We start from the raw sequence: 24,777 nt of genomic DNA on the forward strand, positions 1-24,777 counted from the left end.
AAGCCGTGCACGACTATCGACAGAAAGTTGATTGTTGCGCCATCCGCCTGTAATCGCGCGTAATCGGGCGCAGATTTTCACCTGATTCTGAGTAGTGTGTAGCACTTCTGCCCATCTGCCGTCTGGCACCAAAAGTCAATTGCCGCTATCTTCAGGAGCGTACGGATGACAGCGTTATCATTTTTGATGACAGCGCTGTCTGCGCGGGCGACAGGTAATCCGCTGCCGGCGCAGTCATTTGTACTTTCGCATCGACACGGCGCGCTGGGCGGTATCGAGAATACAGCGGCTGTGGGGTCGCGGCGCACGGCGTTACGGGGCTATTGCCGGTTGTCGCCGTCGACCTGTTTCGGAATCCATTCCAACAATAACGGTGACAATCATGAAAATAGTGCGTCCTTTGCAACTGGCGGCGTTGATGCTGCTCGGCCTCTTTGCCGGGTACGGCTACGCCTACGATTGTGGCGGCGTCCAGGTTTATGTGGACGGCTCGGCTTACAGCACGGGCAACATAGTACAGAACAATTCGGTGGCCTATCGCTGCGATGTGGGCGGCTGGTGCAGCCAGGGCGGTGCCTATGAACCGGGTGCCGGCTGGGCCTGGACCGAGGCCTGGAGCGACCTGGGAGCCTGCGATGGCGGTTCCTCCTCCGGCGGCTCCACGTCCAGTTCCAGCAGCTCTTCCTCCAGCAGTTCCTCTTCCTCCGGTGGCTCCTCTTCCGGCGGCGGCGACTGTGCCGGCCTGCCGGCGTGGGATGCGGCGAGCGTCTATGTCGGCGGTGACCATGTGCAGCACCAGAACACCGAGTATGAGGCCCAGTGGTGGACCCAGGGCGAGGATCCCAGCCAGAGCGGTGAATATGGTGTCTGGGACAATCTCGGTGCCTGTTCCGGCAGCTCCTCGTCGTCTTCCGGCGGTTCCTCGAGCAGCTCCTCCTCTTCTTCCAGCAGTTCTTCCTCCTCTGGCGGCGGTTCCAGCAGCGGCGGCGAGCGCCTGGGCGGTTACTTTGTCGAGTGGGGCGTGTACGACCGCGACTACCACGTGAAAGACATTGTCACCAGCGGTTCTGCCGAGAAGCTGACCCATATCTACTACGCCTTCGGCAATGTGCAGAATGGCCAGTGCACCATCGGCGACTCCTACGCGGATTACGACCGTTTCTACAGCGCGGCCGAGAGTGTCGACGGCGTGGCCGATACCTGGGACACCGGCGCACTGCGCGGTTCCTTCAACCAGCTGCGCAAGCTCAAGGAAATGTACCCGCACATCAAGGTGCTGTGGTCCTTCGGCGGCTGGACCTGGTCCGGCGGTTTCGGCCAGGCGGCGCAGAATCCGGAAGCGTTTGCGGAGTCCTGCTACAACCTGATCCACGACCCGCGCTGGGACGGCGTCTTCGACGGCATCGACCTGGACTGGGAGTACCCCAATGCCTGTGGCCTGAGCTGTGACAACAGCGGCTATTCTGCTCTGACCGACATGATGGCGGCGATGCGCGCGCGCTTCGGCGATGAGCTGGTCACTGCGGCCATCACTGCCGACGGCACCGCGGGTGGCAAGATCGATTCGGCGGATTACGCCGGTGCGGCGCAGTATGTCGACTTCTACAACGTTATGACCTATGACTTCTTCGGCGCATTTGACGCGGACGGCCCCACCGCACCGCATTCGGCCCTGACCGATTTCGTCTCGATTCCGCAACCGGGCTTCTATTCTGACTACGCCATCCAGGCGTTGAAGAACAAGGGCGTTCCGGCGAGCAAGCTGAACCTGGGAATCGGTTTCTACGGCCGCGGCTGGACCGGCGTCAGCCAGTCGGCACCGGGCGGCGCAGCCACCGGCGCGGCCCCCGGCACCTACGAGGCGGGTATCGAGGACTACAAAGTGTTGAAAAACACCTGTCCGTCCACCGGCACCGTCGCCGGCACCGCCTATGCCCACTGCGGCAATAACTGGTGGAGCTACGACACCCCGTCCACCATCGCCGGCAAGATGCAGTACATCGCCGATGAAAACCTGGGCGGCTCCTTCTTCTGGGAACTGACCGGGGACACCACCGACGGCGAGCTGATTGAAGCCATGCACAGTAATCAGTAACTTTAGTCGGGACTCGGGACTCGGGAACAACTGAGAGTCCGAGGTGAAGGCCTCCGGTAGCAGGATCGCCCCTGAGTCCTCTTAAGGCCACAGGCCGAGCCCCGAAAATAACTACTGGTTACCGGCCGTGATATGAAAAAGAATAAAAAGCCCGCGACGGCGCAAGCCGTCGCCTGCCCGAAGGCGCCTACCAGCGTGTTGATCAATACCGTCGCCCTCGCGATTTCGCTACTGGCGGTGGTCTGGTTGCGCGAATACGGCCAGCAGTTGCCATCTCGTACTGCCGGCCTGGTGGTGGTCTGTGTGGCACTGGCGCTGCCGATCGTGTTGCTGGAGTGGCTGTTCCTGAAGCCCTACCGCAACCCGTCGGCGGGGCTGGATTTCAGCGCGCCGCGCAAGCGGGGCAGTGCCAACCGCACCGCGGTCAAGCTGTTGGGCTTTTACTGCACGGTGGGGCTGGTGGCACTGGTCTACTGGCTCTTTCCGGAATATCACGGCTCCTTTTACGACAATTATTACGCGGTAGTGAAAGCCGTGTTGCCCTGGTGGCTGTTGCTGGCGGTGCCGTATTTCTACTGGCTCGACGGCCATATGCAAAAACCGAAGGACGCCTACTGGCAGCTGGGCAACTGGTTGCTGGGACGCAGCCGGGACAACAGTGGCCGCGTTGCCGACGGTCGTGCCATCGGGCAGCTGTTCCTCGGCTGGCTGGTAAAACTGTTCTTCCTGCCGCTGATGTTTGTCTACCTGGGCAACAACCTGACCACACTGCTGAATTTTGATTTCGCCCGCATGGCGGGCAATTTCAAGGCGGTGTTCGATTTCACCTTCAACTTTCTCTACTACATCGACTTGCTGTACGTGACGGTGGGGTATGTCTGCACCCTGCGGTTGTTCGACTCCCATATCCGCAGTGCCGAACCGAGTTTTCTCGGTTGGGGTGTGGCGCTGATCAGCTACCAGCCGTTCTGGAGCACCTTTTCCGGCACTTACCTGAAATACGACCAGGGGCCGGCCTGGGGCTACTGGTTCTGGAGTACGCCGGTGATGTATGGAATCTGGGGTGCGGCGATCCTGCTGCTGATTGCGATCTATGTCTGGGCGAGTATCCCCTTCGGGATCCGCTTTTCCAACCTGACGCACCGGGGGATCCTGACCAACGGCCCCTATCGCTATACCAAGCACCCGGCATACGTGAGCAAGAACCTGTCCTGGTGGATGATCTCCATGCCGTTCATGGTGAGCGGCAGTGGTTCCGAAGCGGTGCGCCAGTCGCTGTTACTCCTGTTGGTGAATTTTGTTTACTTCATGCGCGCGCGCACCGAAGAGCGACACCTGTCCTGGGATCCGGACTATGTCGCCTATGCGCGCTATATCGAGCAGCGGGGCCTGTTTGCGTTTGTCGGCCGCTGGTTCCCGCTGTTGCGATTCAATCCCGGGCGCCTGTTCAACCTGCCCGGACAGACTTCCGACCAGCCCGCGCGGCCACCGGCGGCGGGGCTGGCGACAGATTAAGGAATCGAAACGATGAAAATGTTATGGCTGGGCGTCGCTGCCCTGAGCCTCGTCGCGGCCAGGGCCGCGGCGGTGGACTGCAGCAGCCTGCCCGACTGGCAAGAGTCCGCCGTCTATGTCGGCGGCGACAGTGTTCAGCATCTCTCCAACGCCTACACCGCCAACTGGTGGACCCAGGCCGAGAACCCGGCGACCAACTCCGGTACCTGGGATGTATGGGCATACGACGGTGCCTGCGATGGTTCCGGTAGTTCCAGTTCCTCTTCCAGCTCCTCGTCGAGCTCTTCTTCTTCCAGCTCTTCTTCCTCCAGTTCTTCGTCCTCTTCCGGAGGCAGTGGCGGCAGCTGCGATGCGCCGCAGTATGTGGCCGGTACCGCCTACGCCGCCGGCGAGCTGGTACAGAATGTCGGCCTGGAATTCCGCTGCGATATCGCCGGCTGGTGCTCGTCCGACGCGGCCTGGGCCTATGCGCCGGGCGAGGGCGCCCACTGGCAGGACGCCTGGAGCCAGGTCGGGGACTGTTCCGGCGGTGGCAGTTCCAGCAGCTCTTCGGGCGGTTCCTCGAGCAGCTCGTCGAGTTCCTCCGGCAGTTCCGGCGGCGGCAACAGCGGTCTGCTGCCGGACCACGCGCTGGTGGGTTACTGGCACAACTTCGACAACGGCTCCGGTCTCTACCGCATCAGCGAGGTGTCCGATGTCTGGGACGTGATCGTGGTGGCCTTTGCCGATGACGCCGGCAATGGCAATGTGGCCTTCAACCTGGATCCGGGTCTCGATAAGCAGCAGTTTATCGACGATATCGCGGCCAAGCGGGCCGAGGGCAAGATCGTCGTGGTGTCGTTTGGCGGCCAGAATGGCACCGTGACGCTGAACAGCCAGCAGAACGTCGACAACTTTGTCGCCAGCACCGCGGCGATGATCGACGAGTATGGCTTCGACGGTATCGATATCGACCTGGAATCCGGTGCCGGTGTCATGCACGGTGCGCCGGTGGTGCAGAACCTGGTGGATGCGGTCCGGCAGCTCAAGCAGCAGTACCCGGATATGTATCTGTCCATGGCGCCGGAGCATCCCTATGTGCAGGGCGGTTACGTGGCCTACACCGGCATCTGGGGCGCCTACCTGCCGATGATCGACCAGCTGCGCAACGAACTGGACCTGCTGCACGTGCAGCTGTACAACAACGGCGGCCTGTCGACGCCATACAATGCCCAGGCCTACCCGGCCGGATCGGTGGACATGATGGTTGCGTCGGCACTGATGCTGATCGAGGGCTTCCCGCTGGGCGGCGGCTCGGCCGGCTACTTCGATGGCCTGGCGCCGGAGCAGGTGGCCCTGGGGCTGCCGTCCGGGCCCAGCTCCGCCGGCAGTGGCCAGGCGACCACCGCGGATATCAACCGCGCCCTGGACTGCCTGACGGCGCTGGCCAACTGCGGTTCACTGACCCCGGGCCAGGCCTATCCGGATTTCAACGGCGTCATGACCTGGTCCATCAACTGGGATATGCACGACGGCGGTATCTTCTCCGGGCCGGTGGGCAGCCATGTGCACAACCTGCCGTAGCGGATAAACCACTGATTCGCTGTACCGAAACGGGGCCTGCGGGCCCCGTTTTCAATAGTGGATGCAAGCCGGGCTGTACGTTTGGTCGCTTCAGCTCCGGTCGATTATCTCGTCGTGACCGGCGCGCGCCGCACAGTGGGCGCAGCAGTAATATTTGCCCTCGGCCTCGGTGCCGTGGCCGAGAATACGCGTATTGCACTGGTCGCAGCGGGGCGCCAGTGCCTGGATTGCGCACTCGAAACTATCGAAGGTATGGGATTCATTGCCGATGGTGATTTCCATCGTCTTGTCGTACTGGTTGCCGCAGGTTTCGCACTGGTTCATGACCGGTCTCCGTTTTTTCCCGGCGCGGCGCGCTGCGCCGCCGGGCGGGGTGGTGCACTGTTTCGCGCTGGATGGCACTTTCTGCGCGAGGCCGTGCACCAGTTCATGGATGCTTCCAGTCAAAGCATAGAAGAACCGTCGACATTTGGCGGATGCTTCTACACTTTGGGAGTATGCAGTCATTACCGAGGTATCCAGCCATGAACGAACGCAAAGAGAAGACGGCCTATCGCAAAAAGATGGATGCGCGATTGAAGGAGTGGAACGCGGAAATCGAAAAGCTCCAGGCGAAGGCCGAGGAGGCGGGGGCCGACGCGGAGGTCAAGTACCGGGACCAGCTCAAGGATCTGCGCACCAAGCGCGATGCGCTGCAGGAAAAAGTGAACCACATGCAGGAGCAGAGCGGCGATGCCTGGCAGGAGATGAAGGCCGGCGTCGAAAACGCCTGGGGTGAGCTGAAGCAGTCCATCGACCGCGCCCGCGACCGTATGCGTTGAGCCCGCGGCGGCAGCCGGGCCGGCGGGCGAAAGACGTGTCGCCCCGGTCCGGCGTCGCGCTACTCAGAGATCGATCCGCAACGACAGGTCGATGGCGCGCAGGTGCTTGGTCAGGCTGCCGGAGGAGATGTAATCCACATCCAGCCCGGCCAGCTGCTGCAGCCGCTCGCTGTCGACGCTGCCGGAGATCTCGATCCTGGCTCGGCCGCGGGCCAGCTCCAGTGCGGAGCGGGTGTCTGTATCGCTGAACTCGTCCAGCATGATCACCTCGGCACCGCCGTCCAATGCCTGTCGCAGCTCCTCCAGGTTCTCCACCTCCACTTCCACCAGTGCGCCCGGTTTGATGCGGCGCGCCTGGGCGATGGCGTTGCCAATACCGCCGGCCGCGGCGATATGGTTTTCCTTGATCAGGAAGGCATCGTAGAGGCCGATGCGGTGATTGTGTCCACCGCCGCAGAGCACCGCGTATTTCTGGGCGCTGCGCAGGCCCGGGATCGTCTTGCGGGTATCGAGGATCCTGATATTGGTGCCGTGCGCCGCGTTCGCCGCCGCCACGCGCTCGGCGTATTGCGACGCGGTGGTGGCGGTGCCGGACAGGGTCTGCAGGAAGTTCAGCGCCGTGCGTTCGCCGGTCAGGATGGCGCGGGCGTTGCCCGCCAGTTCGAAAAGCACCGTCTCCGCTGCGACGCGGTCGCCATCTTCGCAGTGCCAGGTCAGTTGCAGTTCCGGGTCCAACTGGCGGAACACCTCTTCCACCCAGGCGCGGCCGCAGACAACACAGTCCTCGCGGGTAATGACCCTTGCCCGGGCCTCGCGATCGGCGGGAATCAACTGTGCGGTGATGTCACCGCTGCCCAGGTCTTCGGCCAGTGCCGTGCGCACGGCGCGCTGCAGGTCGGCGGTGATATCGGGGATGGCGGTATCCTGTGGTTGCATGCGGGGAACCTCTGTTGCGGAGGGGCAAGTTTAACGCAAAACGGCGCCCTGTCCGGCCGCGCGGTTGGCCCCGGGTATGGAACCGGGATGGGCCGGGCGAATATGCCTGTGACCGGCGTCTCAAATCCGGTTGCCGAAGTTGCGCAGTGGCCCGCAAGCGTCTGAGAATAGGTACTTACGGATAAACTCTCCGCGGCAAAGCGCTGTCTTTGCGGCGGCCGATAGAGCAGTCGGTTACCGCGGCGTGCCCGGGCGCGCGCGCTCCACGCTATCAATTGCGCAGGGTCCCGGCTGGGTACCCGCAGGGCGATCAGAAAATGAACGATTCCAACAATGTGATTTCACTGTCGGACAAGGGCGCCGGCAGCCAGGGCGCTTCGGCGCGCAGGACCATGCCGTTGGCTTCGGCAGTGGTGACACTGCGGGAAAAGGCGCGCGGCCGGTTGCTGGAACAGTTCAAACAGCTGTTTGGCAAGGTGGACGACTCGCTCTTCTCGATGGCGGAGCGGGCCCACGGCCAGGAGGAGCAGGACGGGCTCTTCCAGGCGCTGCGCCTGCTGCGGGTGGAGCGGCGCAATGTCGCCCAGCGCTTCGGCGACAATATCGATGACGCCTTCCAGGTACAGCCGCAGGAGGCCGGGGACGAAGAGGCGTTCGCCTCGGACAATCTCTCCCTGGTTCACAACGACGACCTGGAACAGCTGGTGGCCGCGGATACCATGGTCGCCAACGCCAAGCGCGATTTTGCCGAACCGGTCACCGAACTCTGCCTGCGCCTCGACACCCTCTACTCCGTCAAGATTTACGAAAAGAGCAATCCGCTCGGCCCCGACGCCATCTGCGAGGCCTTCGTCCAGGCGATTCGCCCGCTGGATATCCATATCCGCGCCCGCCTGGTACTGCTGAAGAAATTCGAGCAGGTGGTGATGTTGAACCTGCGGGAGTTCTACGAGCAGTGTAACCAGTTGCTGGTAGAGCAGGGTGTGCTGCCCTCGCTGCGCGAGCAGCGCCGCGTCGCTCGCCAGCGCGCGGTGCAGCGCCCCGCGGCGCCGCAGGGCGGTTACCAGCAGGGCGATGCCGCGCCGGCGGGCGGTTCCGCGCAGGGTGTTTCCGCCCCGGCGGGGCAGGGCATGGGCCAGGCCGGTGTCAGCGGTGGCAGTTACTCTCCCGGGTTGCTACCGGCCACGGCCGGGCTGGCGCCCATGCCGTCCGGCGACCTGCTCGGGCACCTGGGCGAGCTGCAGCAGAATGTGGATTACCAGGATGCCGGTGATATCCAATTGCTGAATGTCGGGAGCCTGTTGCAACAGCGACTGGTGGATGCCAAGCAGTCCGCGTCTCTGGCCAAGGTGGACAGTGACATCATCAAGCTGGTGGAAATGCTGTTCTCGTTCATTCTCGAGGATCGCAACCTGGCCGAACCGATCAAGGCGCAGCTGGGGCGCATGCAGTTGCCGCTGCTGAAAGTGGCCATTGCCGACAAGTCGTTTTTCAGCAAGGGTGGCCACCCGGCGCGCAAACTGTTGAACGAACTGGCGGACGCCGCCACCGGCTGGCAGGCCGGCGAGGACTACGAGTCCGACCCGCTCTACTGCGAAGTGGGGCAGGTGGTCGAGCGGGTGTTGAGCGAGTTCGACCGGGATATCGATATCTTCGCGACGCTGCTGGAGCGTTTCCGCCAGTTCATGACCCGCGAGCGCAAGCGCGCCGAGATGCTGGAGCGCCGCGTGGTGGACGAGGCGGATGGCCGCGCCAAGACCCAGGCGGCGCGGGCGCGCGTGGCCGCGGTCATGGACGCGCTGGTCGCCGAGCGGGAATTGCCCGAGGTGGTGCACGACTGGCTGCACAAGGTCTGGAACAATGTGCTGTTCCTGACCTGTGTCAAAGAGGGCACCGAGAGCGAAGCCTGGAGCCGCGATGTGCGCACCGCGCGCGACCTGGTCTGGAGTGTACAGGCGCCGATGCCCGACAGCCGCCAGCAATTGCTGGGGCTGTTGCCCGCGTTGCAGGAGCGCCTGCGCGCCGGTGTCGAGGCGGTATCAATGAACCCGTTCGAGGCCCGTGGCCTGTTTGCGGGCCTGAAGGAAATCTACCGCGAGCGTTTCGCACTGGCACAGAAGCTGGCCGCCGAGCGCGAGCAGCGGGCCCGCGACCAGTTGGCGCAGGAGCGCCGCGAGGCCGAATCGGCGGCCGCCGGGGAACGACCCGAGGCAGAGGTGGCGGAGCCGCCGCCGGAAGTTGCCGAGGTGGTCTCGGTACCGCAGATGGAAGAATTGGAGCAGGCCGTCGCCGAGGCCGAAGTGGCACCGGCCGCGGAGCAGGAACAGCAGGGGCTGGGAGAGCTGCCGGAGAGCGACCCGCACTGGCAGATGACGTTCCGCCTGGCCCAGGGCAGCTGGTTCGAACTCAAGCGCTCCGATGACGAACAGTTCCGCTGCCGCCTGGCCGCGGTGATCAAGGACATCGACCAGTTTATTTTCGTCAACCGCAACGGCGCCAAGGTGGCCGAATTCTCCCGCCTGGACCTGGCGCATGCGCTGCGCGGTGCCGAACTGATGCCGCTGGATGACGGTATGCTGTTCGAGCGCGCGTTGCAGTCGGTGATCGGCAACGTGCGCAGAAAACGCAGCGAGAATAAGTAACCGGATTCCCGTATTTCCCCTGCGGCCCGTGCGCCATACACGGGCCCGCTTTGCCCGGAGTCGTTCAACTCCGGACGAAATCCCACTTCCATCTGTCACGACAGCCTTTCTTTGAGGGGGCGCTGATGTATGTGGTGGAGCATATTGGCGAAACGTGGATCGACATCGGCACCGGGCGCGCGTGAGCGACAATTGGTATATCGGTCGGCGCTTCCATAAAATGGTATTCCACCGGAAGCGACCGCTGCCGGCGGTTGCGGAGCAGATGGGAGTCGAGCGTGAAGTACCAATTGGATTCCGGCTGGCTGGCCGGCGCCCGCCGGGTGCCCAGCCCGCATTGCAACGACCGGCCCGAGGGCTGCCCGGTGGACCTGCTGGTGGTCCACTGTATCAGCCTGCCACCGGGCGAGTATGGCGGCGCCCATATCGACGCCTTCTTTCTCGGCCAGCTGGATATCGATGCCCATCCGTATTTCGCCGAGATCGCCGCACTGCGGGTTTCCGCGCATATCCTGATCGACCGCAACGGTGTCGTAACCCAGTATGTGCCGCTCGACCGCCGCGCCTGGCACGCGGGTCAATCCGAATTCAACGGCCGCTGCAATTGCAATGACTTTTCTATCGGCATCGAACTCGAGGGGCTGGATACCGATTCCTACACCGACGCCCAATATGCAGCGCTGGCGGAGGTCACCGCCGCCATCCAGGCGGAGTATCCGCGCATTACCCGGGACAATATCACCGGCCACTCCGATATCGCCCCCGGTCGCAAACTGGATCCCGGGCCCGGGTTTGACTGGCAGCGCTACTATCGCGGCCTGGACCAGGTCTGCGAGTGACCCGGCGCTGCCCTGTACCCCCCGTGCCGCTTCCCCCTCTGCGCCGCCGGCGTTATTCTCTGCCTGAGAGAGATTGATCGAGAATAACTATGGCACTTCTGACCGTGTTGCTGGCGTTGGGGTTGGTGCAGATATGGGGGTCCGGTGCACCGTTGCACCGGGATGGCTGGTTCTACCGCTGGCGGGAATACCTCGCGTTACGCCCCTGGCTGCGGGACAATCCCGGCCAATTGCTGGGGGCCTCGGTGTTGGCGCCAGTGGTGGTGGCCGCAGTGTTAATGGTGTTGGCGGAAGCGGCGCTGGGCTGGCTGGGCACGCTGGCGCTCGGCGTGCCGCTGTTGCTCTACACCCTCGGGCGCGGCAACTTCAACGAAATACTCGCGAACTATCTGCGCAACTGGTACCAGGGCGACCTGGAGGCGGCCAGGCAGAGCGCGGCCCCGCTGCTCGGCGACGGGGAGGGGGAGCGTGGCGATTCGCGCGAACTGCACGAGGAGGTGTTCCGCGGCGCCGCCTACTGCGCCTTCGAACGCCTGTTCGCGGTGCTTTTCTGGTATCTGTTACTGGGCATTCCCGGTGCCCTCCTGTACCGCCTCAGCGCTCTCTACAGGGCGCGGTTCTATGAACCGACGGCAGTGCGCTGGCTGTGGCTGCTGGAGTGGCTGCCGGTGCGCGTGATGGGGTTCACCTTCGCTATCGTGGGCAACTTTGCCGGTTGCTACCGCGCCTGGCGCCAGTGCCTGATGTGCCGCGAGCGGGCTACCGACGAGGTGCTGGAAGCCTACCTGGAAGGTGCCCTGGGCGGCATCGATGCCAGTGAGTGCAGTGTCGGCGTCGAGGTGGCCGAGGGGCAGCGTATTTGCGGCGCGCAGCTGGAGGGATTGCAGTCACTGCTGTCCCGCGCGCTGTTGCTGTGGATCACGGCCATGGCGCTGGCGGTCCTGTTCGACTTTTAAACGTTTCGCAGTCTCCCCGGAACAAAGTTGGTGAATTGGTACTAAGTTTGAAACTTTGTTCCAGTCGCCAACTTGACTTGCCCGGACCCGGTCCGGATATTGCCATATTAATAACAACATGAATCAATTGGCGGGAACTTTCGATGACGGTAGCGACGATGGACTCTTCTGCGGTATCCGACGCGGATTCCGGCGAGGGCCTGAATGCGTCGGCCCTGGTAGCTGGCCTGCGCACCTATTTCCATAGCGGCACCACCGCGGACCCGGGCTGGCGCCGCCAGCAATTGGGCCAGTTGCGCAAAATGCTGGTCGACAACGAGCGGCGTTTTCTCGAGGCCCTGGAACAGGACCTGCACAAGGCGCCGCTGGAAGCGTTCATGACCGAGGTCTCGGCGACCTGCGGCGATATCGACCACGCGCTCAAGCACCTGAAAAAATGGGTGCAGCCGCGCCGCGCCTCCACGCCGATGGTCGCCCAGCCCGGCAAGAGCTATATACAGCCCGAACCGCTCGGCGTGGTGCTGATTATCGGTGCCTGGAACTACCCGCTGCAGTTGCTGCTGTCGCCGCTGGTGCCGGCGATTGCCGCGGGCAATTGCGCGGTGCTGAAACCGTCGGAGCTGGCACCGGCCACCTCCGCGCTGGTGGCGGAGCTGTTGCCGCGCTATCTGGACAGCGACGCATTTGCCGTCGTCGAGGGCGCGGTTCCGGAGACCAGTGCGCTTCTGGAACAGCGCTGGGACCATATCCTCTACACCGGTGGCGGCAAGGTGGGCAAGATCGTGATGTCCGCGGCCGCCAGGCACCTGACGCCGGTGACACTGGAGCTCGGTGGCAAGAGCCCCTGTATCGTCGCCGACGACGCGGATATCGAAGTGACCGCCCGGCGTATCGCCTGGGGCAAGTTCACCAATGCCGGCCAGACCTGCATCGCCCCGGACTACCTGCTCTGTACCCGCACCACTGCCGAGCGGTTGCTGCCGGCGATAGAGAGGGCCACCCGCGCCATGTTCGGCGAGCGGCCGCGGGATTCCAAGGATTACGGGCGCATCATCAACAGCCGCCACGCACAGCGGATTGCCAATTATATCGACGACGGCGAGGTGGCTTTCGGCGGTGAGACGGATATCGAGAACCGCTATATTGCCCCCACGCTGTTGCGCAATGTGGGCCTGGAAACCGCGGTGATGCAGGAGGAGATCTTCGGCCCTGTGCTGCCGGTGATCGAACTGGACGATTTCGGCCAGGTGGAGCAGTTCGTCAACGATCGCGAGAAGCCACTGGCGCTCTACGTGTTCACGTCCAGCGACAGCACCGCCAACCGCCTCCTGGCGCGCTGCAGCTCCGGCAATGCCTGCGTCAACGACTGCATGATGTTCATGGCCGCCCACGAACTGCCGTTTGGCGGTGTCGGCCCCAGCGGCATGGGCGCCTATCACGGCGAGCACGGTTTCCGCACCTTCAGCCACTACAAGGCGGTGATGAAACGCAGCTACCTGTTCGACCTGGACCTGCGCTATGCGCCGTTTACCGCGCGCAAGTTCAACCTGTTGCGGCTGCTGCGCTGAAACGATTCCGCTCCCTCCTTTACAAGCGGGATACCAGCAGCGAGGCGTTGACGCCGCCAAACCCGAAGGCACTGCACAGCGCGTGCCGCGTCGGCTGCATACGGCGGGTTCCGGGTACCAAGTCCAGATCCTCCAGTTCGCTGTCCGCGCAATCCAGGTTCAGGGTTGGCGGCAGCTCACCTTCGCGCACGGCCATTGCCGTGAACACCGCCTCGATCCCACCCGCGGCGCCGAGCAGGTGCCCGGTGGCGGATTTGGTGGCGGAAATCGGGATGCCGGGCAGGCGCTGCCCGAACACATTGCGCAGGGCGGCGATTTCGGCCCGGTCGCCCACCGGGGTCGACGTGGCGTGGGCATTGATGTAGCCGATATCCTGCGGCGCCAGCCCGGCCGACGAGAGGGCCCGCCGGATAGCCGCAGCCGCGCCGGCGCCGTCGTCCGGGCCGGCGGTAATGTGATGGGCATCGGCGCTGGTGCCGTAACCGCCGATCACGGCCAGCGGCGTGGCGCCCCGACTGAGCGCATGCTCCCGGGTTTCGATCACCAGTAGCCCGGCACCTTCTCCCATGACGAAACCGTCCCGGTCCCGGTCGAACGGGCGCGATGCCCGAGCCGGATCGCGGTCATTGGTGGAAAGCGCCTTCATGGCGTGGAAACTGGCCAGGGAAAGCGGATCGACACAGCCCTTGGCACCGCCGACCAGGGCCACCTGTGCCTCGCCGCTGCGGATCAGGCGCATGCCGTCGCCGATCGCCTGCAGCCCCGCGGCGCAGGCCGTCACCGGGCAGCCGATGGGGCCCCTGAACCCGTGCCGGATCGAAAGCTGGCCCGCGGCCAGGTTGGCGAGAAACGCCGGCACGGTGAAAGGAGACAGGCGCCGGTGCCCCCGTTCGTGCAGGGTCTGCTGTGCCGCGGTGATGGTCGGGAAACCGCCGATACCGCTGCCCACGATCGTCGCCGTGGCATGCCGTTCGCTCTCGCCCTGTGGTTGCCAGCCGGACTGTGCCAGGGCCTCTTCCGCGGCGGCCAGGGCATAGAGTGTAAAGCGGTCCAGCTTGCGGCGTTCTTTGGCGCTTACCAGGGCATCGCTGTCGATCCCGGCCTCCGGGTCGCTGTGCCGGTCCGGGACCATTCCCGCCAGGCGTACGGGAAAATGGGTCGTATCGAAGTGCTCGATGGTGCGAATGCCGGATTTACCGGCACACAACCGACGCCAGACTGCTTCGACGCCACAGCCCAGCGGACTGGCGATCCCCATTCCGGTGATCACGATCGGTGAGTGCATAACAACCTCCAGGGACAAGTGGACAAAGCAATCGGGGGACCGGAGGCAAATTACGCGCAGCTAATATATGATCAAGGTAATATTTTCCGGGGCGGTGTTTTGCGAGTGGGTGCTTGCCCCGGAGTTGCCTGCTGCAGGGGAGGAAGCGGTGCCCTACTCAAAAAAACACAAGCTGCGTAGCAAAAGTCGCATCATGCACTCGGCAACGGAACTCTTCTGTCGCCACGGCTTTGACAGGGTGTCCATAGGCCAGATCATGGAAGTGGCGAAAATGACCCACGGCGCTTTCTACAACCACTTTGAATCCAAGGAGGCGCTGTTCAGCGCTTCCTTCCTGGAGAGCTTCAGGCGCGGCACCGTGGGCCGCCTGGCCAAAGCCCCGTTTTCGATCAAGCACCTGGCGGCACTGGCGACCGACTACCTGAGTTTGCGCGCTTTCAGGGATCGGCGGGATCCCGGTCCCGAGGCGGTGCTGTTCAACGAAATCGGCAGCGAGAGACCGGCGATTCGGAAACTCTATGAGGAGGCCTACGAGCGCATGAAAAAAATGCTGGAGGTGCGCATCACGGCCCTCGCGCGACTGGGCAAGCTGCCTTTTGCCGTGAACCGCGAAATCGCTGCAGACCGGGCCCGCAGTATCATCGCCGCAATGGTCGGCGCGGTGGCAGTGGCGAGAAGCATTACCGATCCGCGGGAACAGCATCTGGTATTGTTGGCGGCACAGCGACAGATCCTGGCCATGCTCGGAGTCAGTGAGTCGGCGTATGATCCGGCAAAAATAGCCGGGTGAACGGCTGCCCGCATTCGATGGCAGCCATCGCGGAACCGGTGATGACAATACCCGCTGCCGCGGAGCAGATGCGACCGGGAGAGACCGATAAGAACCATGCCAACTGAAAACAACGACCTGCCCTCCAGCGCGGAAGTACTGTCCGCGGCCCAGAACATCGCCGGCTTCGTACACCGTACCCCGCTGATCCGCAGCCGCCAGCTCGACGAACGGGCCGGGACATCGCTGCGTTTCAAGTGCGAGCACCTGCAGAAAGTGGGTGCCTTCAAGGCCCGCGGCGCCAGCAATGCACTGTGCCGGTTGCCGCCGGGCACGGCGATGGTGGCCACGCACTCCTCCGGCAATCACGGCGCGGCGCTGGCCTGGGCCGCGGCCAAACGGGGGCTCGCCTGCACGGTGGTGATGCCGGAAACGGCGCCCATGGCCAAGCGTGCTGCGGTGGCCTCCTACGGCGCGGAGATCGTGTTCTGCGGCCCGAGCCTGCGGGATCGCGAGAGCGCCCTGCAGAAAGTGGTGGACGAGAAGGGCGCGCACGTGGTGCCGCCGTTCGACGACCGCCGCATCATTGCCGGCCAGGGCACGGTGGCGCTGGAGATACTGCAGCAGTGCCGCGAGGAGGGGTTTACACCGGATATCGTGGTGGCGCCGGTGGGCGGCGGTGGCCTGCTGGCCGGTATCGGGCTGGCGCTGGCCGGGCTGGCGCCGGATACGATGGTGCTGGGGGCGGAACCGGCCGGCGCCGACGACGCGCAACGCTCACTGCGCGGCGGTGTACATATCACCGAGCAGCACCCTGATACCATGGCCGACGGCCTGAGGACCACCCTCGGTCGCAGGAACTACGCCGTCATCCGGCGCACGGTCAGGGATATCGTCACTGTCTCCGAGGGCGCGATCGTCGACGCCCTGGAGCTTCTGTGGACGCGGACCAAACAGTTGGTGGAGCCGTCGGCGGCGGTGAGCCTGGCGGCGGTGCTGGAGCACGGGGCGCGTTTTCGCGACAAACGGGTTGTCGCTGTGCTGACCGGTGGCAACATGGATCTGGGGCGGGTATCCGAACTGCTCGCCCAGCGGGAGGGACGACAATGAGAAGGATCAATCTGCAAGCCGCCCGGCGCGCGGCTGCTAAACTGGTGGCTGCCGCGGCTTTCACCGGCCTCGCGTGTGCGGCCTCCGCAGCGGAGTTCGCGCTTACTTCGAAGACCCTGGAGGCGGGTGAACGGATGCCGGCACTCCATGTCTACACTGGTTGCGGCGGCGAGGATGTATCGCCACAGCTGAGCTGGCGCGGTGCGCCGGAGGGCACCGGCAGTTTTGCGCTGATGGTCTACGATCCCGATGCGCCGACCGGCAGCGGCTGGTGGCACTGGGTGCTGTTCAATATCCCGGCGGATGTGAACGAGCTGCCGGAGGGGGCCGGCACCCCCAAGAACGGCCTGGTGCCGGAGGCGATCCAGGTGCGCAACGACTACGGCAACCCCGGATACGGCGGCGCCTGCCCACCGGAAGGGCACGGCGACCATCGCTATCAGTTCCGGCTGTTTGCGCTCGGTGTGGATGAACTGCCGCTGGACGACAGCGCCACGCCGGCCAAGGTCGGTTTCCATGTCAATGCCAACAAGCTGGCGGAGGCGGAACTGGAAGTTCTGTATAGTCGCTAGTGGTCCATGCGGAAAGTTGTGTAACTGTTCGCTTCGCCAAAGCGTCCAGCTCTGCGTTGAGAAAGCTTGAAATAGAACCACTATTCCTGCGCTTTCTCGCCTTGATCTGAACACTTTGGCTGTGCTCCTTAGTTACCGAACTTTCTGCATGAACCACTAGACGGTATTCTTATCTTAAAAGAACAAGGAAGAACTGGGCAGCATGCAACAACAGAGACATTCATGGGCTGAGGCGCTGGCGGTTTATTTCAAGCCCCGTATGTTGGCGATGTTCTTCCTGGGCTTCTCCTCCGGTCTTCCCTATGCGCTGGTATTTTCCACGCTGACTGCCTGGCTGCGGGATTATGGTGTCAGCCGCACTGCCATTGGTTTTTTTGCCTGGGTGGGGATTACTTTTTCCTTCAAGTTCGTCTTGGCGCCGCTGCTCGATTCTCTGCCTGTCCCCTTTTTGACCCGCTGGCTCGGAAAGCGCCGGAGCTGGATGCTGCTGTCGCAACTGGGATTGGCCGGCGGCCTGCTGGTCATGGCCCAGCTCAACCCCCAGCTGGCTTTGCTGCCGGTAGCTCTGGCCTCTGTCTGGGTGGCTGTCTGTTCAGCCTGCCAGGATGTGGTGATTGATGCCTACCGCATCGAGGCGATGGATCAGGAATATCAGGGCGCCATGGCTGCCAATTATGTATTCGGTTATCGCCTGGCAGTCCTGGTTTCCGGAGCCGGTGCCCTGCTGATTGCCGATCAGGCCAACTGGGCGATTTCCTATGCCAGCATGGCCGCGTTTATGGGGGTGGGCATTATCACTTGCCTGCTGATCGCCGAGCCGGATCACAGCCGGATACAACAGCAGGTCGACGAATTCCAGAGCGAATGGGTAACCAGGGTTCTGGGGAGTGGCAAGCATGGGCGTGTCACTGAATGGTTTGTGCGCGCGGTGGCTTGCCCGTTTATAGATTTCTTCCAGCGTAACGGGCGTTTTTCCCTGGTACTGCTGGCGTTTATCAGTATCTACCTGCTGAGCGACATCGTTTTGGGCATCATGGCAATGCCCTTCTACCTGGATTTGGGGTTCTCGCTGACAGATATCGCTACTATCACCAAGGTGTTCGGCTTTGCCTGTACCATTATCGGCGCCTTCCTCGGTGGGGCCCTGGTGGTACGCTATGGAATCATGCGCCCGCTGATCCTCGGTGCGGTATTACTGTCTGCCGCCAACCTGCTATTTGCCTACCTGGCCCATGTGGGGCCGGACAGGGTCTGGCTGGCGATCGTGATCAGCGCGGACAATATCGGTGGAGGGCTATCCAACGCGGTCTTTATCGCCTACATGTCAAGCCTGACCAACCAAGCCTACACGGCCACACAGTATGCGCTGTTCAGCTCCCTGATGAAGCTTCCGGGGAAAGTTATCAGTGGCTTCTCTGGCGTGGTAGTCGATGCCGAAGGCTATGCCCAGTTTTTTGTCTATTCCGCAGCCCTGGGCGTGCCGGCGATATTGATGGCCACTTTCCTGTGGTGGCGCGGCAGGCGTATGGAGGAGCCCGACTCCCGCCCAACATAGGGGCAGTCCCCGAAACGGTTTACGGGCGCCAGCGATACCTTTTCATATCGACCCGCCCCCTGATCAACGCGATACCTTCCCGCTCGAGCCGCTCCCGCTGGCGTCGCGCGCCCGGCTCGGGCAGGGAGATCCTGCCCTGGGCATTGATCACCCGGTGCCAGGGCAGGCGGGTATCCCGCGGCAGTTTGCGCAAAATTTGACCGGCCAGGCGCGCTGCGCGCGGGTAGCCGGCCATCTCTGCCAGGTCGCCATAGGTGACCACATGGCCATGGGGGATTTCTGCCAGTACACGACAGAATCTCAATATGGCATCATTGTCCCGATTGCTGTTCCCCACCGATAAATCCGCTGTAAATCATTCTAAGGTTGTTTTTCGTGCTACGAGCCTTTCGACAGATCGTCTACATAGTGCTGTTTTTTGCTCCCCTTGTCTCCCTCCCCGCGGCTGCAGGCGTACTGACGCTGGCCAACGGCGACCGGATATACGGTGAACTGGTGCTGGTGGAACGGGACCACGTGGTGTGGAACTCGGAGACCTTCGGCGAGGTGACCATCGCCAAGGGCAAGATCCTGTCCCTGGATACCGATGTGGACCTGAAAATCGCCGGCCGCGAGGACCCCTGTACGCTGGCGGGGCATCGTCGCGAGCAGTGGGAACTCTACTGTGACGAGGGTTCCGGCTGGGTGATGGATTTCCCGGCGGTGGACCGCGCAGAGCCGTATATCAATTTTGTCGGCAACCCGTTGGTGTTCCACGGCAATGTCAGTGCCGGTGGTGTTTTCGAACACGGTAACCGGGAGCGCGAGGACCTGGACGTGAACGTCAACCTGGATATCCGCAACGGCGATTTCCACCACCTGCTCAATGCGCTGTACCAGAACCAGACCAACCTGGAGGTGGACTCGCTGGAGAAGTACCGCCTCGGCTATGACCTGCGCTGGGTCTTCGCGGAGAAATGGTTTGCGGCGGCCAACAGCTCATTTCTGCGGGAAGAGGCCAGAAACCTGGATATGGGCACCACGCTCGGTCTCGGTATGGGTTATCTCTTCTATGATACGGACAAGACGGCCTTCTCGATGCAGGGCGGCCTCAGCAGCCTGACCGAGGACTATATCGACACCGACCTGAGCGAGGACCAGGACGACCGCTATGCGGCCGCGCGGATGGCGATGAACTATCGCTACAAATTCGATATGGGCCCGGAAATCTATTTCGACCAGGAGGCCCTGCAGTCTGTCGACAGCAGTGACGACTACCAGGCCAATGCGACAGTGGGGGTGCGCACACCGCTGGTGGAAGGGGTGTTGATGGAGATTTCCTACGATTGGCTGTACGACAACACGCCGTCGCTGGAGAGTGAAAAAGAAGATACCAAGCTGTCCGTGGGTGTCGGTTACCAGTGGTAGGCCGGCAATTTCCCTCTGCCTCCCTCATTCGGGAGAGGGAATCGATGGTTGAATAATGCGGTAAAAGACGAGGAGCTCCCATGCAGATTGCCAATAGTATTGTAACCATCACCGGCGCGGGCCAGGGCCTCGGTCGCGCCATGGCCGAGTACCTGGCCCGGCGCGGTGCGCGCCTGGCCCTGATTGATGTCAACGAAGACTGCCTGAAAGAGAGCGTTGCGGCTTGTGAAAAACACGGTGCCGAGGCGCGCAGTTACGTGATCAACGTGGCCAGTGAAGACGACGTCGACAGCGGCTTCGCGAAGATCGCCTCGGATTTCGGCGGGCTTCATGTGCTGGTCAACAACGCGGGCATCATGCGCGACGGTATGCTGCTGAAAGTCAAAGAGGGCAAAGTGACCGACCGTATGTCACTGTCGCAGTGGCAGTCCGTGATCGATGTGAACCTGACCGGTGTTTTCCTGTGCGGCCGGGCGGCCGCGGGCATCATGGCCGAGAGCGGAGACAGCGGTGCGATCATCAATATCTCCAGCCTCTCCCGGGCCGGTAACATGGGCCAGACAAACTACTCCGCGAGCAAGGCCGGCGTCGCCGCAATGACCGTGACCTGGGCGCGGGAACTGGCCCGTTATGGCGTGCGTGTGGCCGCTATTGCGCCGGGTTTTATCAAGACCGATATGGTCGAGCAGATGCGCGCGGAGATCCTCGAGGGCCTGGTCAAACAGGTACCACTGCGCCGCCTCGGACAGCAGGAGGAAATCGCCTCCACCGTGGGCTTTATTCTCGAAAACGATTTTGTTACCGGGCGCGTTTTGGATATCGACGGCGGTGCCAGAATTTGATGCGGCATGCGCATTCCGCATTCACGACACCCGCGCAATCCCCCCCTGCACCCGGTCACTGAACATCCACTGCCATAGCTGGATATGCCGCGCGCGAAAAGCGCCGGCGCAGGAGAGCAGGTAGTAGCGCCACATACGATAGAAGCGTTCGCCGTACTGCCCGGCGAAGCGCGGCCAGCTCTGCTCGAAGTTCTGGTGCCAGGCCATCAGGGTTTTGTCGTAATCGCTGCCGAAGTTGTGCAGGTCCTCACACACCAGCAGGTTGTCGGCGGCGTCACCGATCTGGCCGGCGGAGGGCAGGTCGCCGTTGGGGAAGATGTACTTGTCGATCCACGGGTCGGTGGTGGTGCGGCGCAGGTTCTTGCCGATGGTGTGCAGCAGCAGCAGGCCATCCTCTTTCAGGCAGCGTTTGGCCACCTGCATGAAAGTGCGGTGGTTCTTGCGTCCGACGTGTTCGAACATGCCCACGCTGGCGATGCGGTCGAAAGGCTGGTTCAGGTTGCGGTAGTCCCGCAGGTGTACGGTGATCGGCAGGTGGCCGTAGTGCTCTGCAATGTAGGCGCTCTGTTCCTTTGACACGGTTACGCCCACGCATTCCACGCCGTAGTGCTCCGCCGCGTAACTGACCAGGCTGCCCCAGCCGCAGCCGATGTCCAGCAGGCGCATGCCCGGTTCCAGCCCCAGCTTGCGGCAGATCAGGTCCAGCTTGCCGGCCTGTGCCTGGTCCAGGGTTTCCGCCTCGCGCCAGTAGCCGCAGCTGTAGGTCAGGCGGCTGTCGAGCATCGCCTGGTAAAAGTCGTTGCCCAGGTCATAGTGGCGCTCGCCCACCTCGAAGGCGCGCCGGCGGCTCTGCAGGTTCAGCAGGTAGCAGCGCAGAATACGCCAGGTATTGCGCCAGGGCTTGATGCGACTCGGCAGGTCGGCCTTGAGCAGGCGGTAGAAGAACTGGTCGAGCGCCGGTACGTCCCAATCGCCGCGCATATAGGTCTCGCCGAGGCCCAGGCTGTGGCGGGCGACGATCTCGTCCAGTGCCTCTGCGCGGTGCAGTCGCAGATCCCAGGGTCTGTCGCCGTTGATGCGGATATCCGCCTCGGCCAGTATCTCGTCCGCCAGGTGGCGGTTGCGCCCCACTTCCGGTACCTCCATGGTGTCCTGCTGTTCGCTCGCCATGCCAAGCCTCCTAGCCTGTGTCTTGCATCGCTGGCGCCGGGTAGAAAGCAGCGCCTTGAATAATTTGCCACCACCCCTCATTTATTACAGCATAAACCTAGAAAACACAGTTGACCGCTCTCCGCGTTCCCGGAGACTGTACGGGAGCCGGGCGTTGGCACCTTCGGCTGAAGTCCCTGCCCGGCAAGGCCGCTACACACCCGATTGCACGCCTGGGAGACTGTCTGGCTGCGTTGCGCCTCCTGCCAGGTGCCGGCACCTGCGGCGTCGTCGCGCCTTGCCAGCCAGCCTCCCAGGCGCACACTCGGGCGCGTTCATCTGTGATTTCTAGGATTGAAAATACCCAGTTTCGCCCGTTCCAACAAGCGACGGGCCCCGAGGAAACCGCTCTATGCGCCCGTTATTGCTGTTGTTTATTGTCATCCCCATCCTGGAAATGTGGCTGTTGATTGCCGTGGGCAGTGAGATCGGCGCCCTGCCCACTATCGGCCTGGTGCTGCTGACAGCGGTGGTGGGGCTGGCGCTATTGCGCCGCCAGGGGCTGTCCACGGTGATGCGGGCGCAACAGAAAATGCAGGCCGGCGAACTGCCGGCGCGCGAGATGGTGGAGGGTATCTTCCTGGCCGTGGGCGGCGCGCTGCTGCTGACCCCCGGGTTCTTTACCGATGCCCTCGGCTTTGCCTGCCTGATCCCCGGCCTGCGCCAACTGCTGCTGGGCCGTATCCTGCGCCACGTCACCGTGGTCCGGGGCCCCGGAGCCACACCGCCCGGCGGCGCCGGCCGGCAGCGGGATCACGATGTGATCGAGGGTGACTACTCGCGCGAGGAGTCCTCGAAACCCGGCCGTCGCGACAATTCTGAACAATAATTGATCGCTCGCACTGCCGGATTCCCCCTGTGTCCCAATCTTCGCAGTTTTTTTGCCTGCCACTGTTGAAATTCACTATTGCGCCCATAGATAGGCTGCACTCACAGTTTATGCCCCGGTTCTGCCAGCCAGGCCGGGGCGCCGGGACCCGAAGCCCTCTGGGCCGAGGATCTTCCACATTGGAAACCTTAAAAACGACTCAATGGAGAGCTTATCCATGAAAATTCGTCCTTTACACGACCGCGTCGTAGTGCGCCGTAAGGAAGAAGAAGAGAAGACCGCCGGTGGCATCGTGCTGCCGGGTGCTGCCAAAGAAAAGCCGAACCAGGGCGAAGTCGTAGCCGTGGGTGAGGGCAAGCTGCTGGACAACGGCGACGTGCGCGCCCTGGCCGTCAAAGTGGGCGATACCGTGGTATTTGGCCGCTACGCCGACAGCAACACCCTGAAGGTGGACGGCGAAGAGCTGATCATCATGAGCGAAGGCGATATCTACGGCGTGCTGGAAGGCTGAGCCGCATACCGCGAGCCCCCAGCTGACTGACAACGCACAAACAGAATTCGAGGAAAAGAATCATGGCAGCAAAAGACGTAAAATTCGGAGACGACGCCCGCCAGAAGATGCTGGCCGGTGTAAACATCCTGGCTGACGCCGTAAAAACCACCCTGGGCCCGAAAGGCCGCAACGTGGTCCTGGACAAGTCCTTCGGCGCCCCGACCGTGACCAAAGACGGCGTATCTGTAGCCAAGGAAATCGAGCTGAAAGACAAGTTCGAGAACATGGGCGCGCAGATGGTGAAGGAAGTGGCTTCCAAGGCTTCCGACGTCGCCGGCGACGGCACCACCACCGCCACCGTACTGGCCCAGGCCATCGTTACCGAAGGCCTCAAGTCCGTGGCCGCCGGCTTCAACCCGATGGACCTGAAGCGCGGTATCGACAAGGCGGTAATCGCCGCTGTCGACCATATCGCCGGCCTGTCCACTCCCTGTGAGGACAGCAAGGCCATTGCCCAGGTAGGCACCATCTCCGCCAACAGCGATGCCAGCGTCGGCACCATCATCGCCGAAGCCATGGAGAAAGTGGGCAAAGAGGGTGTGATCACCGTCGAGGAAGGTTCCGGCCTGGAGAACGAGCTGGACGTCGTGGAAGGCATGCAGTTCGACCGCGGCTACCTGTCTCCGTACTTCATCACCAACCAGGACAACATGACCGCCGAGCTGGACGATCCCTTCATCCTGCTGGTGGACAAGAAGATCTCCAACATCCGCGACCTGCTGCCGCTGCTGGAGCAGGTAGCCAAGGCCTCCAAGCCACTGCTGATCATTGCCGAAGACGTGGAAGGCGAAGCGCTGGCCACCCTGGTTGTGAACAGCATGCGCGGTATCGTCAAGGTTGCCGCCGTCAAGGCACCGGGCTTCGGCGACCGCCGCAAGGCCATGCTGCAGGATATCGCCATCCTGACCGGTGGTACCGTGATTTCCGAGGAAGTCGGCCTGGAACTGGAAGCCACCACCCTGGAGCACCTGGGTACCGCCAAGCGCGTCACCCTGTCCAAGGAAAACACCGTGATCGTTGACGGCTCCGGCTCCAACGACGACATCGAAGCGCGCGTCAAGCAGATCCGCGCCCAGATCGAAGAGTCTTCCTCCGACTACGACAAAGAGAAACTGCAGGAGCGCGTTGCCAAGCTGGCCGGCGGTGTTGCGGTGATCAAGGTTGGCGCCGCCACCGAAGTCGAAATGAAAGAGAAGAAGGCCCGCGTTGAAGACGCGCTGCACGCGACCCGCGCCGCGGTGGAAGAGGGTGTGGTACCCGGCGGTGGTACCGCCTTGGTGCGCGCCGTACAGGCCATCTCTGTGACCGGTGACAACGAAGACCAGAACCACGGCATCGCCGCTGCGCTGCGCGCCATGGAAATGCCGCTGCGCCAGATCGTCGAAAACGCCGGTGACGAGTCCTCTGTTGTCGTGGACAAGATCAAGCAGGGTGAAGGTAACTACGGTTACAACGCCGCTACCGGCGAGTACGGCGACATGCTGGAAATGGGCATCCTGGACCCGGCCAAGGTAACCCGCTCTGCACTGCAGGCGGCTGCCTCCATCGCCGGTCTGATGATCACCACCGAAGCCATGGTTGCGGAAATCCCGGAAGACAAGCCGGCCGCACCGGACATGGGTGGCATGGGCGGTATGGGAGGTATGGGCGGCATGATGTAAGCCGGCCTTTCCAAGCCAAGCAAAAAAAGCCCCGCATTTGCGGGGCTTTT

Annotated in this window: 22 protein-coding genes; 17 read left to right on the plus strand and 5 right to left on the minus strand. The window is 62.9% G+C overall.

Going from position 1 to position 24,777, the window contains the following annotated elements; translation table 11 throughout:
• Positions 1-382: 382 nt before the first annotated feature.
• The 3 genes from MWN76_RS05560 to MWN76_RS05570 all read left to right on the plus strand — a co-directional run bounded on the left by MWN76_RS05560 (position 383) and on the right by MWN76_RS05570 (position 5,173).
• Positions 383-2,095, plus strand: a complete 1,713-nt coding sequence (locus MWN76_RS05560) for a glycosyl hydrolase family 18 protein (protein WP_250460021.1) — start codon at positions 383-385, stop codon at positions 2,093-2,095.
• 132 nt (positions 2,096-2,227) lie between these two features.
• Positions 2,228-3,610 carry a methyltransferase family protein gene (locus MWN76_RS05565; RefSeq protein WP_250460023.1) on the plus strand — a complete coding sequence of 461 codons (1,383 nt, stop codon included), beginning with the start codon at positions 2,228-2,230 and terminating at the stop codon, positions 3,608-3,610.
• A 12-nt stretch (positions 3,611-3,622) separates the two neighbouring features.
• On the plus strand, positions 3,623-5,173 hold the full coding sequence (locus MWN76_RS05570; protein WP_250460025.1) for a glycosyl hydrolase family 18 protein: 1,551 nt from the start codon (positions 3,623-3,625) through the stop codon (positions 5,171-5,173).
• Positions 5,174-5,263: 90 nt separating this feature from the next.
• Here MWN76_RS05570 and MWN76_RS05575 read toward each other — a convergent pair whose 3' ends face one another.
• Entirely contained in the window at positions 5,264-5,497 is a 234-nt protein-coding gene (locus tag MWN76_RS05575) for a hypothetical protein (protein ID WP_250460027.1), read from the minus strand.
• Between the two features lie 200 nt (positions 5,498-5,697).
• On the opposite strand from MWN76_RS05575, the gene MWN76_RS05580 reads away from it, so the two are divergent.
• Entirely contained in the window at positions 5,698-5,994 is a 297-nt protein-coding gene (locus MWN76_RS05580; RefSeq protein ID WP_250460029.1) for a sll1863 family stress response protein, read from the plus strand.
• 63 nt (positions 5,995-6,057) lie between these two features.
• Here MWN76_RS05580 and nadC read toward each other — a convergent pair whose 3' ends face one another.
• Positions 6,058-6,930: a carboxylating nicotinate-nucleotide diphosphorylase gene (gene nadC, locus MWN76_RS05585; protein ID WP_250460031.1), complete on the minus strand. Its 873-nt coding sequence runs from the start codon at positions 6,928-6,930 to the stop codon at positions 6,058-6,060.
• A gap of 317 nt (positions 6,931-7,247) precedes the next feature.
• On the opposite strand from nadC, the gene MWN76_RS05590 reads away from it, so the two are divergent.
• From MWN76_RS05590 to MWN76_RS05605, 4 genes are all read left to right on the plus strand, one after another.
• Entirely contained in the window at positions 7,248-9,572 is a 2,325-nt protein-coding gene (locus MWN76_RS05590) for a DUF1631 domain-containing protein (RefSeq protein WP_250460033.1), read from the plus strand.
• Between the two features lie 278 nt (positions 9,573-9,850).
• Positions 9,851-10,411, plus strand: coding sequence for a 1,6-anhydro-N-acetylmuramyl-L-alanine amidase AmpD (ampD, locus tag MWN76_RS05595; protein WP_250460035.1), 561 nt, complete (start codon positions 9,851-9,853; stop codon positions 10,409-10,411).
• Between the two features lie 89 nt (positions 10,412-10,500).
• Positions 10,501-11,367: a regulatory signaling modulator protein AmpE gene (gene ampE / locus MWN76_RS05600; protein ID WP_250460037.1), complete on the plus strand. Its 867-nt coding sequence runs from the start codon at positions 10,501-10,503 to the stop codon at positions 11,365-11,367.
• A 143-nt stretch (positions 11,368-11,510) separates the two neighbouring features.
• The gene (locus MWN76_RS05605) at positions 11,511-12,935 is read left to right on the plus strand and encodes an aldehyde dehydrogenase family protein (RefSeq protein ID WP_250460039.1); all 1,425 of its coding nucleotides are present in this window, start codon (positions 11,511-11,513) and stop codon (positions 12,933-12,935) included.
• 19 nt (positions 12,936-12,954) lie between these two features.
• Here the strand turns inward: MWN76_RS05605 and fabF are convergent, their stop codons facing one another.
• Complete coding sequence (fabF, locus tag MWN76_RS05610; protein WP_250460041.1) at positions 12,955-14,220, minus strand: beta-ketoacyl-ACP synthase II; 1,266 nt, start codon at positions 14,218-14,220, stop codon at positions 12,955-12,957.
• Positions 14,221-14,368: 148 nt separating this feature from the next.
• On the opposite strand from fabF, the gene MWN76_RS05615 reads away from it, so the two are divergent.
• The 4 genes from MWN76_RS05615 to MWN76_RS05630 all read left to right on the plus strand — a co-directional run bounded on the left by MWN76_RS05615 (position 14,369) and on the right by MWN76_RS05630 (position 18,226).
• The gene (locus MWN76_RS05615) at positions 14,369-15,010 is read left to right on the plus strand and encodes a TetR/AcrR family transcriptional regulator (RefSeq protein ID WP_250460042.1); all 642 of its coding nucleotides are present in this window, start codon (positions 14,369-14,371) and stop codon (positions 15,008-15,010) included.
• A gap of 96 nt (positions 15,011-15,106) precedes the next feature.
• On the plus strand, positions 15,107-16,099 hold the full coding sequence (locus MWN76_RS05620) for a threonine ammonia-lyase (RefSeq protein ID WP_250460044.1): 993 nt from the start codon (positions 15,107-15,109) through the stop codon (positions 16,097-16,099).
• A complete protein-coding gene (locus tag MWN76_RS05625) occupies positions 16,096-16,671 on the plus strand; it encodes a YbhB/YbcL family Raf kinase inhibitor-like protein (RefSeq protein ID WP_250460046.1) in 576 nt (191 codons plus the stop codon). The genes MWN76_RS05620 and MWN76_RS05625 overlap by 4 nt, the downstream gene beginning before the upstream one ends.
• A 202-nt stretch (positions 16,672-16,873) precedes the next feature.
• Positions 16,874-18,226, plus strand: coding sequence for an AmpG family muropeptide MFS transporter (locus MWN76_RS05630; RefSeq protein ID WP_250460048.1), 1,353 nt, complete (start codon positions 16,874-16,876; stop codon positions 18,224-18,226).
• Positions 18,227-18,245: 19 nt separating this feature from the next.
• Here MWN76_RS05630 and MWN76_RS05635 read toward each other — a convergent pair whose 3' ends face one another.
• Complete coding sequence (locus tag MWN76_RS05635) at positions 18,246-18,563, minus strand: MGMT family protein (RefSeq protein WP_250460050.1); 318 nt, start codon at positions 18,561-18,563, stop codon at positions 18,246-18,248.
• Between the two features lie 38 nt (positions 18,564-18,601).
• Here MWN76_RS05635 and MWN76_RS05640 point away from each other — a divergent pair, with 38 nt between their 5' ends.
• Together MWN76_RS05640 and MWN76_RS05645 are read left to right on the plus strand one after the other, a co-directional pair.
• On the plus strand, positions 18,602-19,633 hold the full coding sequence (locus MWN76_RS05640; protein WP_250460052.1) for a DUF481 domain-containing protein: 1,032 nt from the start codon (positions 18,602-18,604) through the stop codon (positions 19,631-19,633).
• An 80-nt stretch (positions 19,634-19,713) separates the two neighbouring features.
• A complete protein-coding gene (locus tag MWN76_RS05645; RefSeq protein WP_250460055.1) occupies positions 19,714-20,475 on the plus strand; it encodes an SDR family oxidoreductase in 762 nt (253 codons plus the stop codon).
• Positions 20,476-20,496: 21 nt separating this feature from the next.
• On the opposite strand, the gene cfa is transcribed toward MWN76_RS05645, so the two are convergent.
• A complete protein-coding gene (gene cfa, locus MWN76_RS05650) occupies positions 20,497-21,645 on the minus strand; it encodes a cyclopropane fatty acyl phospholipid synthase (protein WP_250460056.1) in 1,149 nt (382 codons plus the stop codon).
• A 391-nt stretch (positions 21,646-22,036) separates the two neighbouring features.
• On the opposite strand from cfa, the gene MWN76_RS05655 reads away from it, so the two are divergent.
• From MWN76_RS05655 to groL, 3 genes are all read left to right on the plus strand, one after another.
• On the plus strand, positions 22,037-22,513 hold the full coding sequence (locus MWN76_RS05655) for an FxsA family protein (protein WP_250460058.1): 477 nt from the start codon (positions 22,037-22,039) through the stop codon (positions 22,511-22,513).
• A gap of 217 nt (positions 22,514-22,730) precedes the next feature.
• Positions 22,731-23,024: a co-chaperone GroES gene (locus MWN76_RS05660; RefSeq protein WP_250460060.1), complete on the plus strand. Its 294-nt coding sequence runs from the start codon at positions 22,731-22,733 to the stop codon at positions 23,022-23,024.
• Positions 23,025-23,086: 62 nt separating this feature from the next.
• On the plus strand, positions 23,087-24,727 hold the full coding sequence (groL, locus tag MWN76_RS05665) for a chaperonin GroEL (protein WP_250460062.1): 1,641 nt from the start codon (positions 23,087-23,089) through the stop codon (positions 24,725-24,727).
• Positions 24,728-24,777: the final 50 nt, after the last annotated feature.

The sequence above is a fragment of the Microbulbifer litoralis genome (assembly GCF_023634065.1).
Classification (GTDB): Bacteria; Pseudomonadota; Gammaproteobacteria; order Pseudomonadales; family Cellvibrionaceae; genus Microbulbifer; species Microbulbifer litoralis.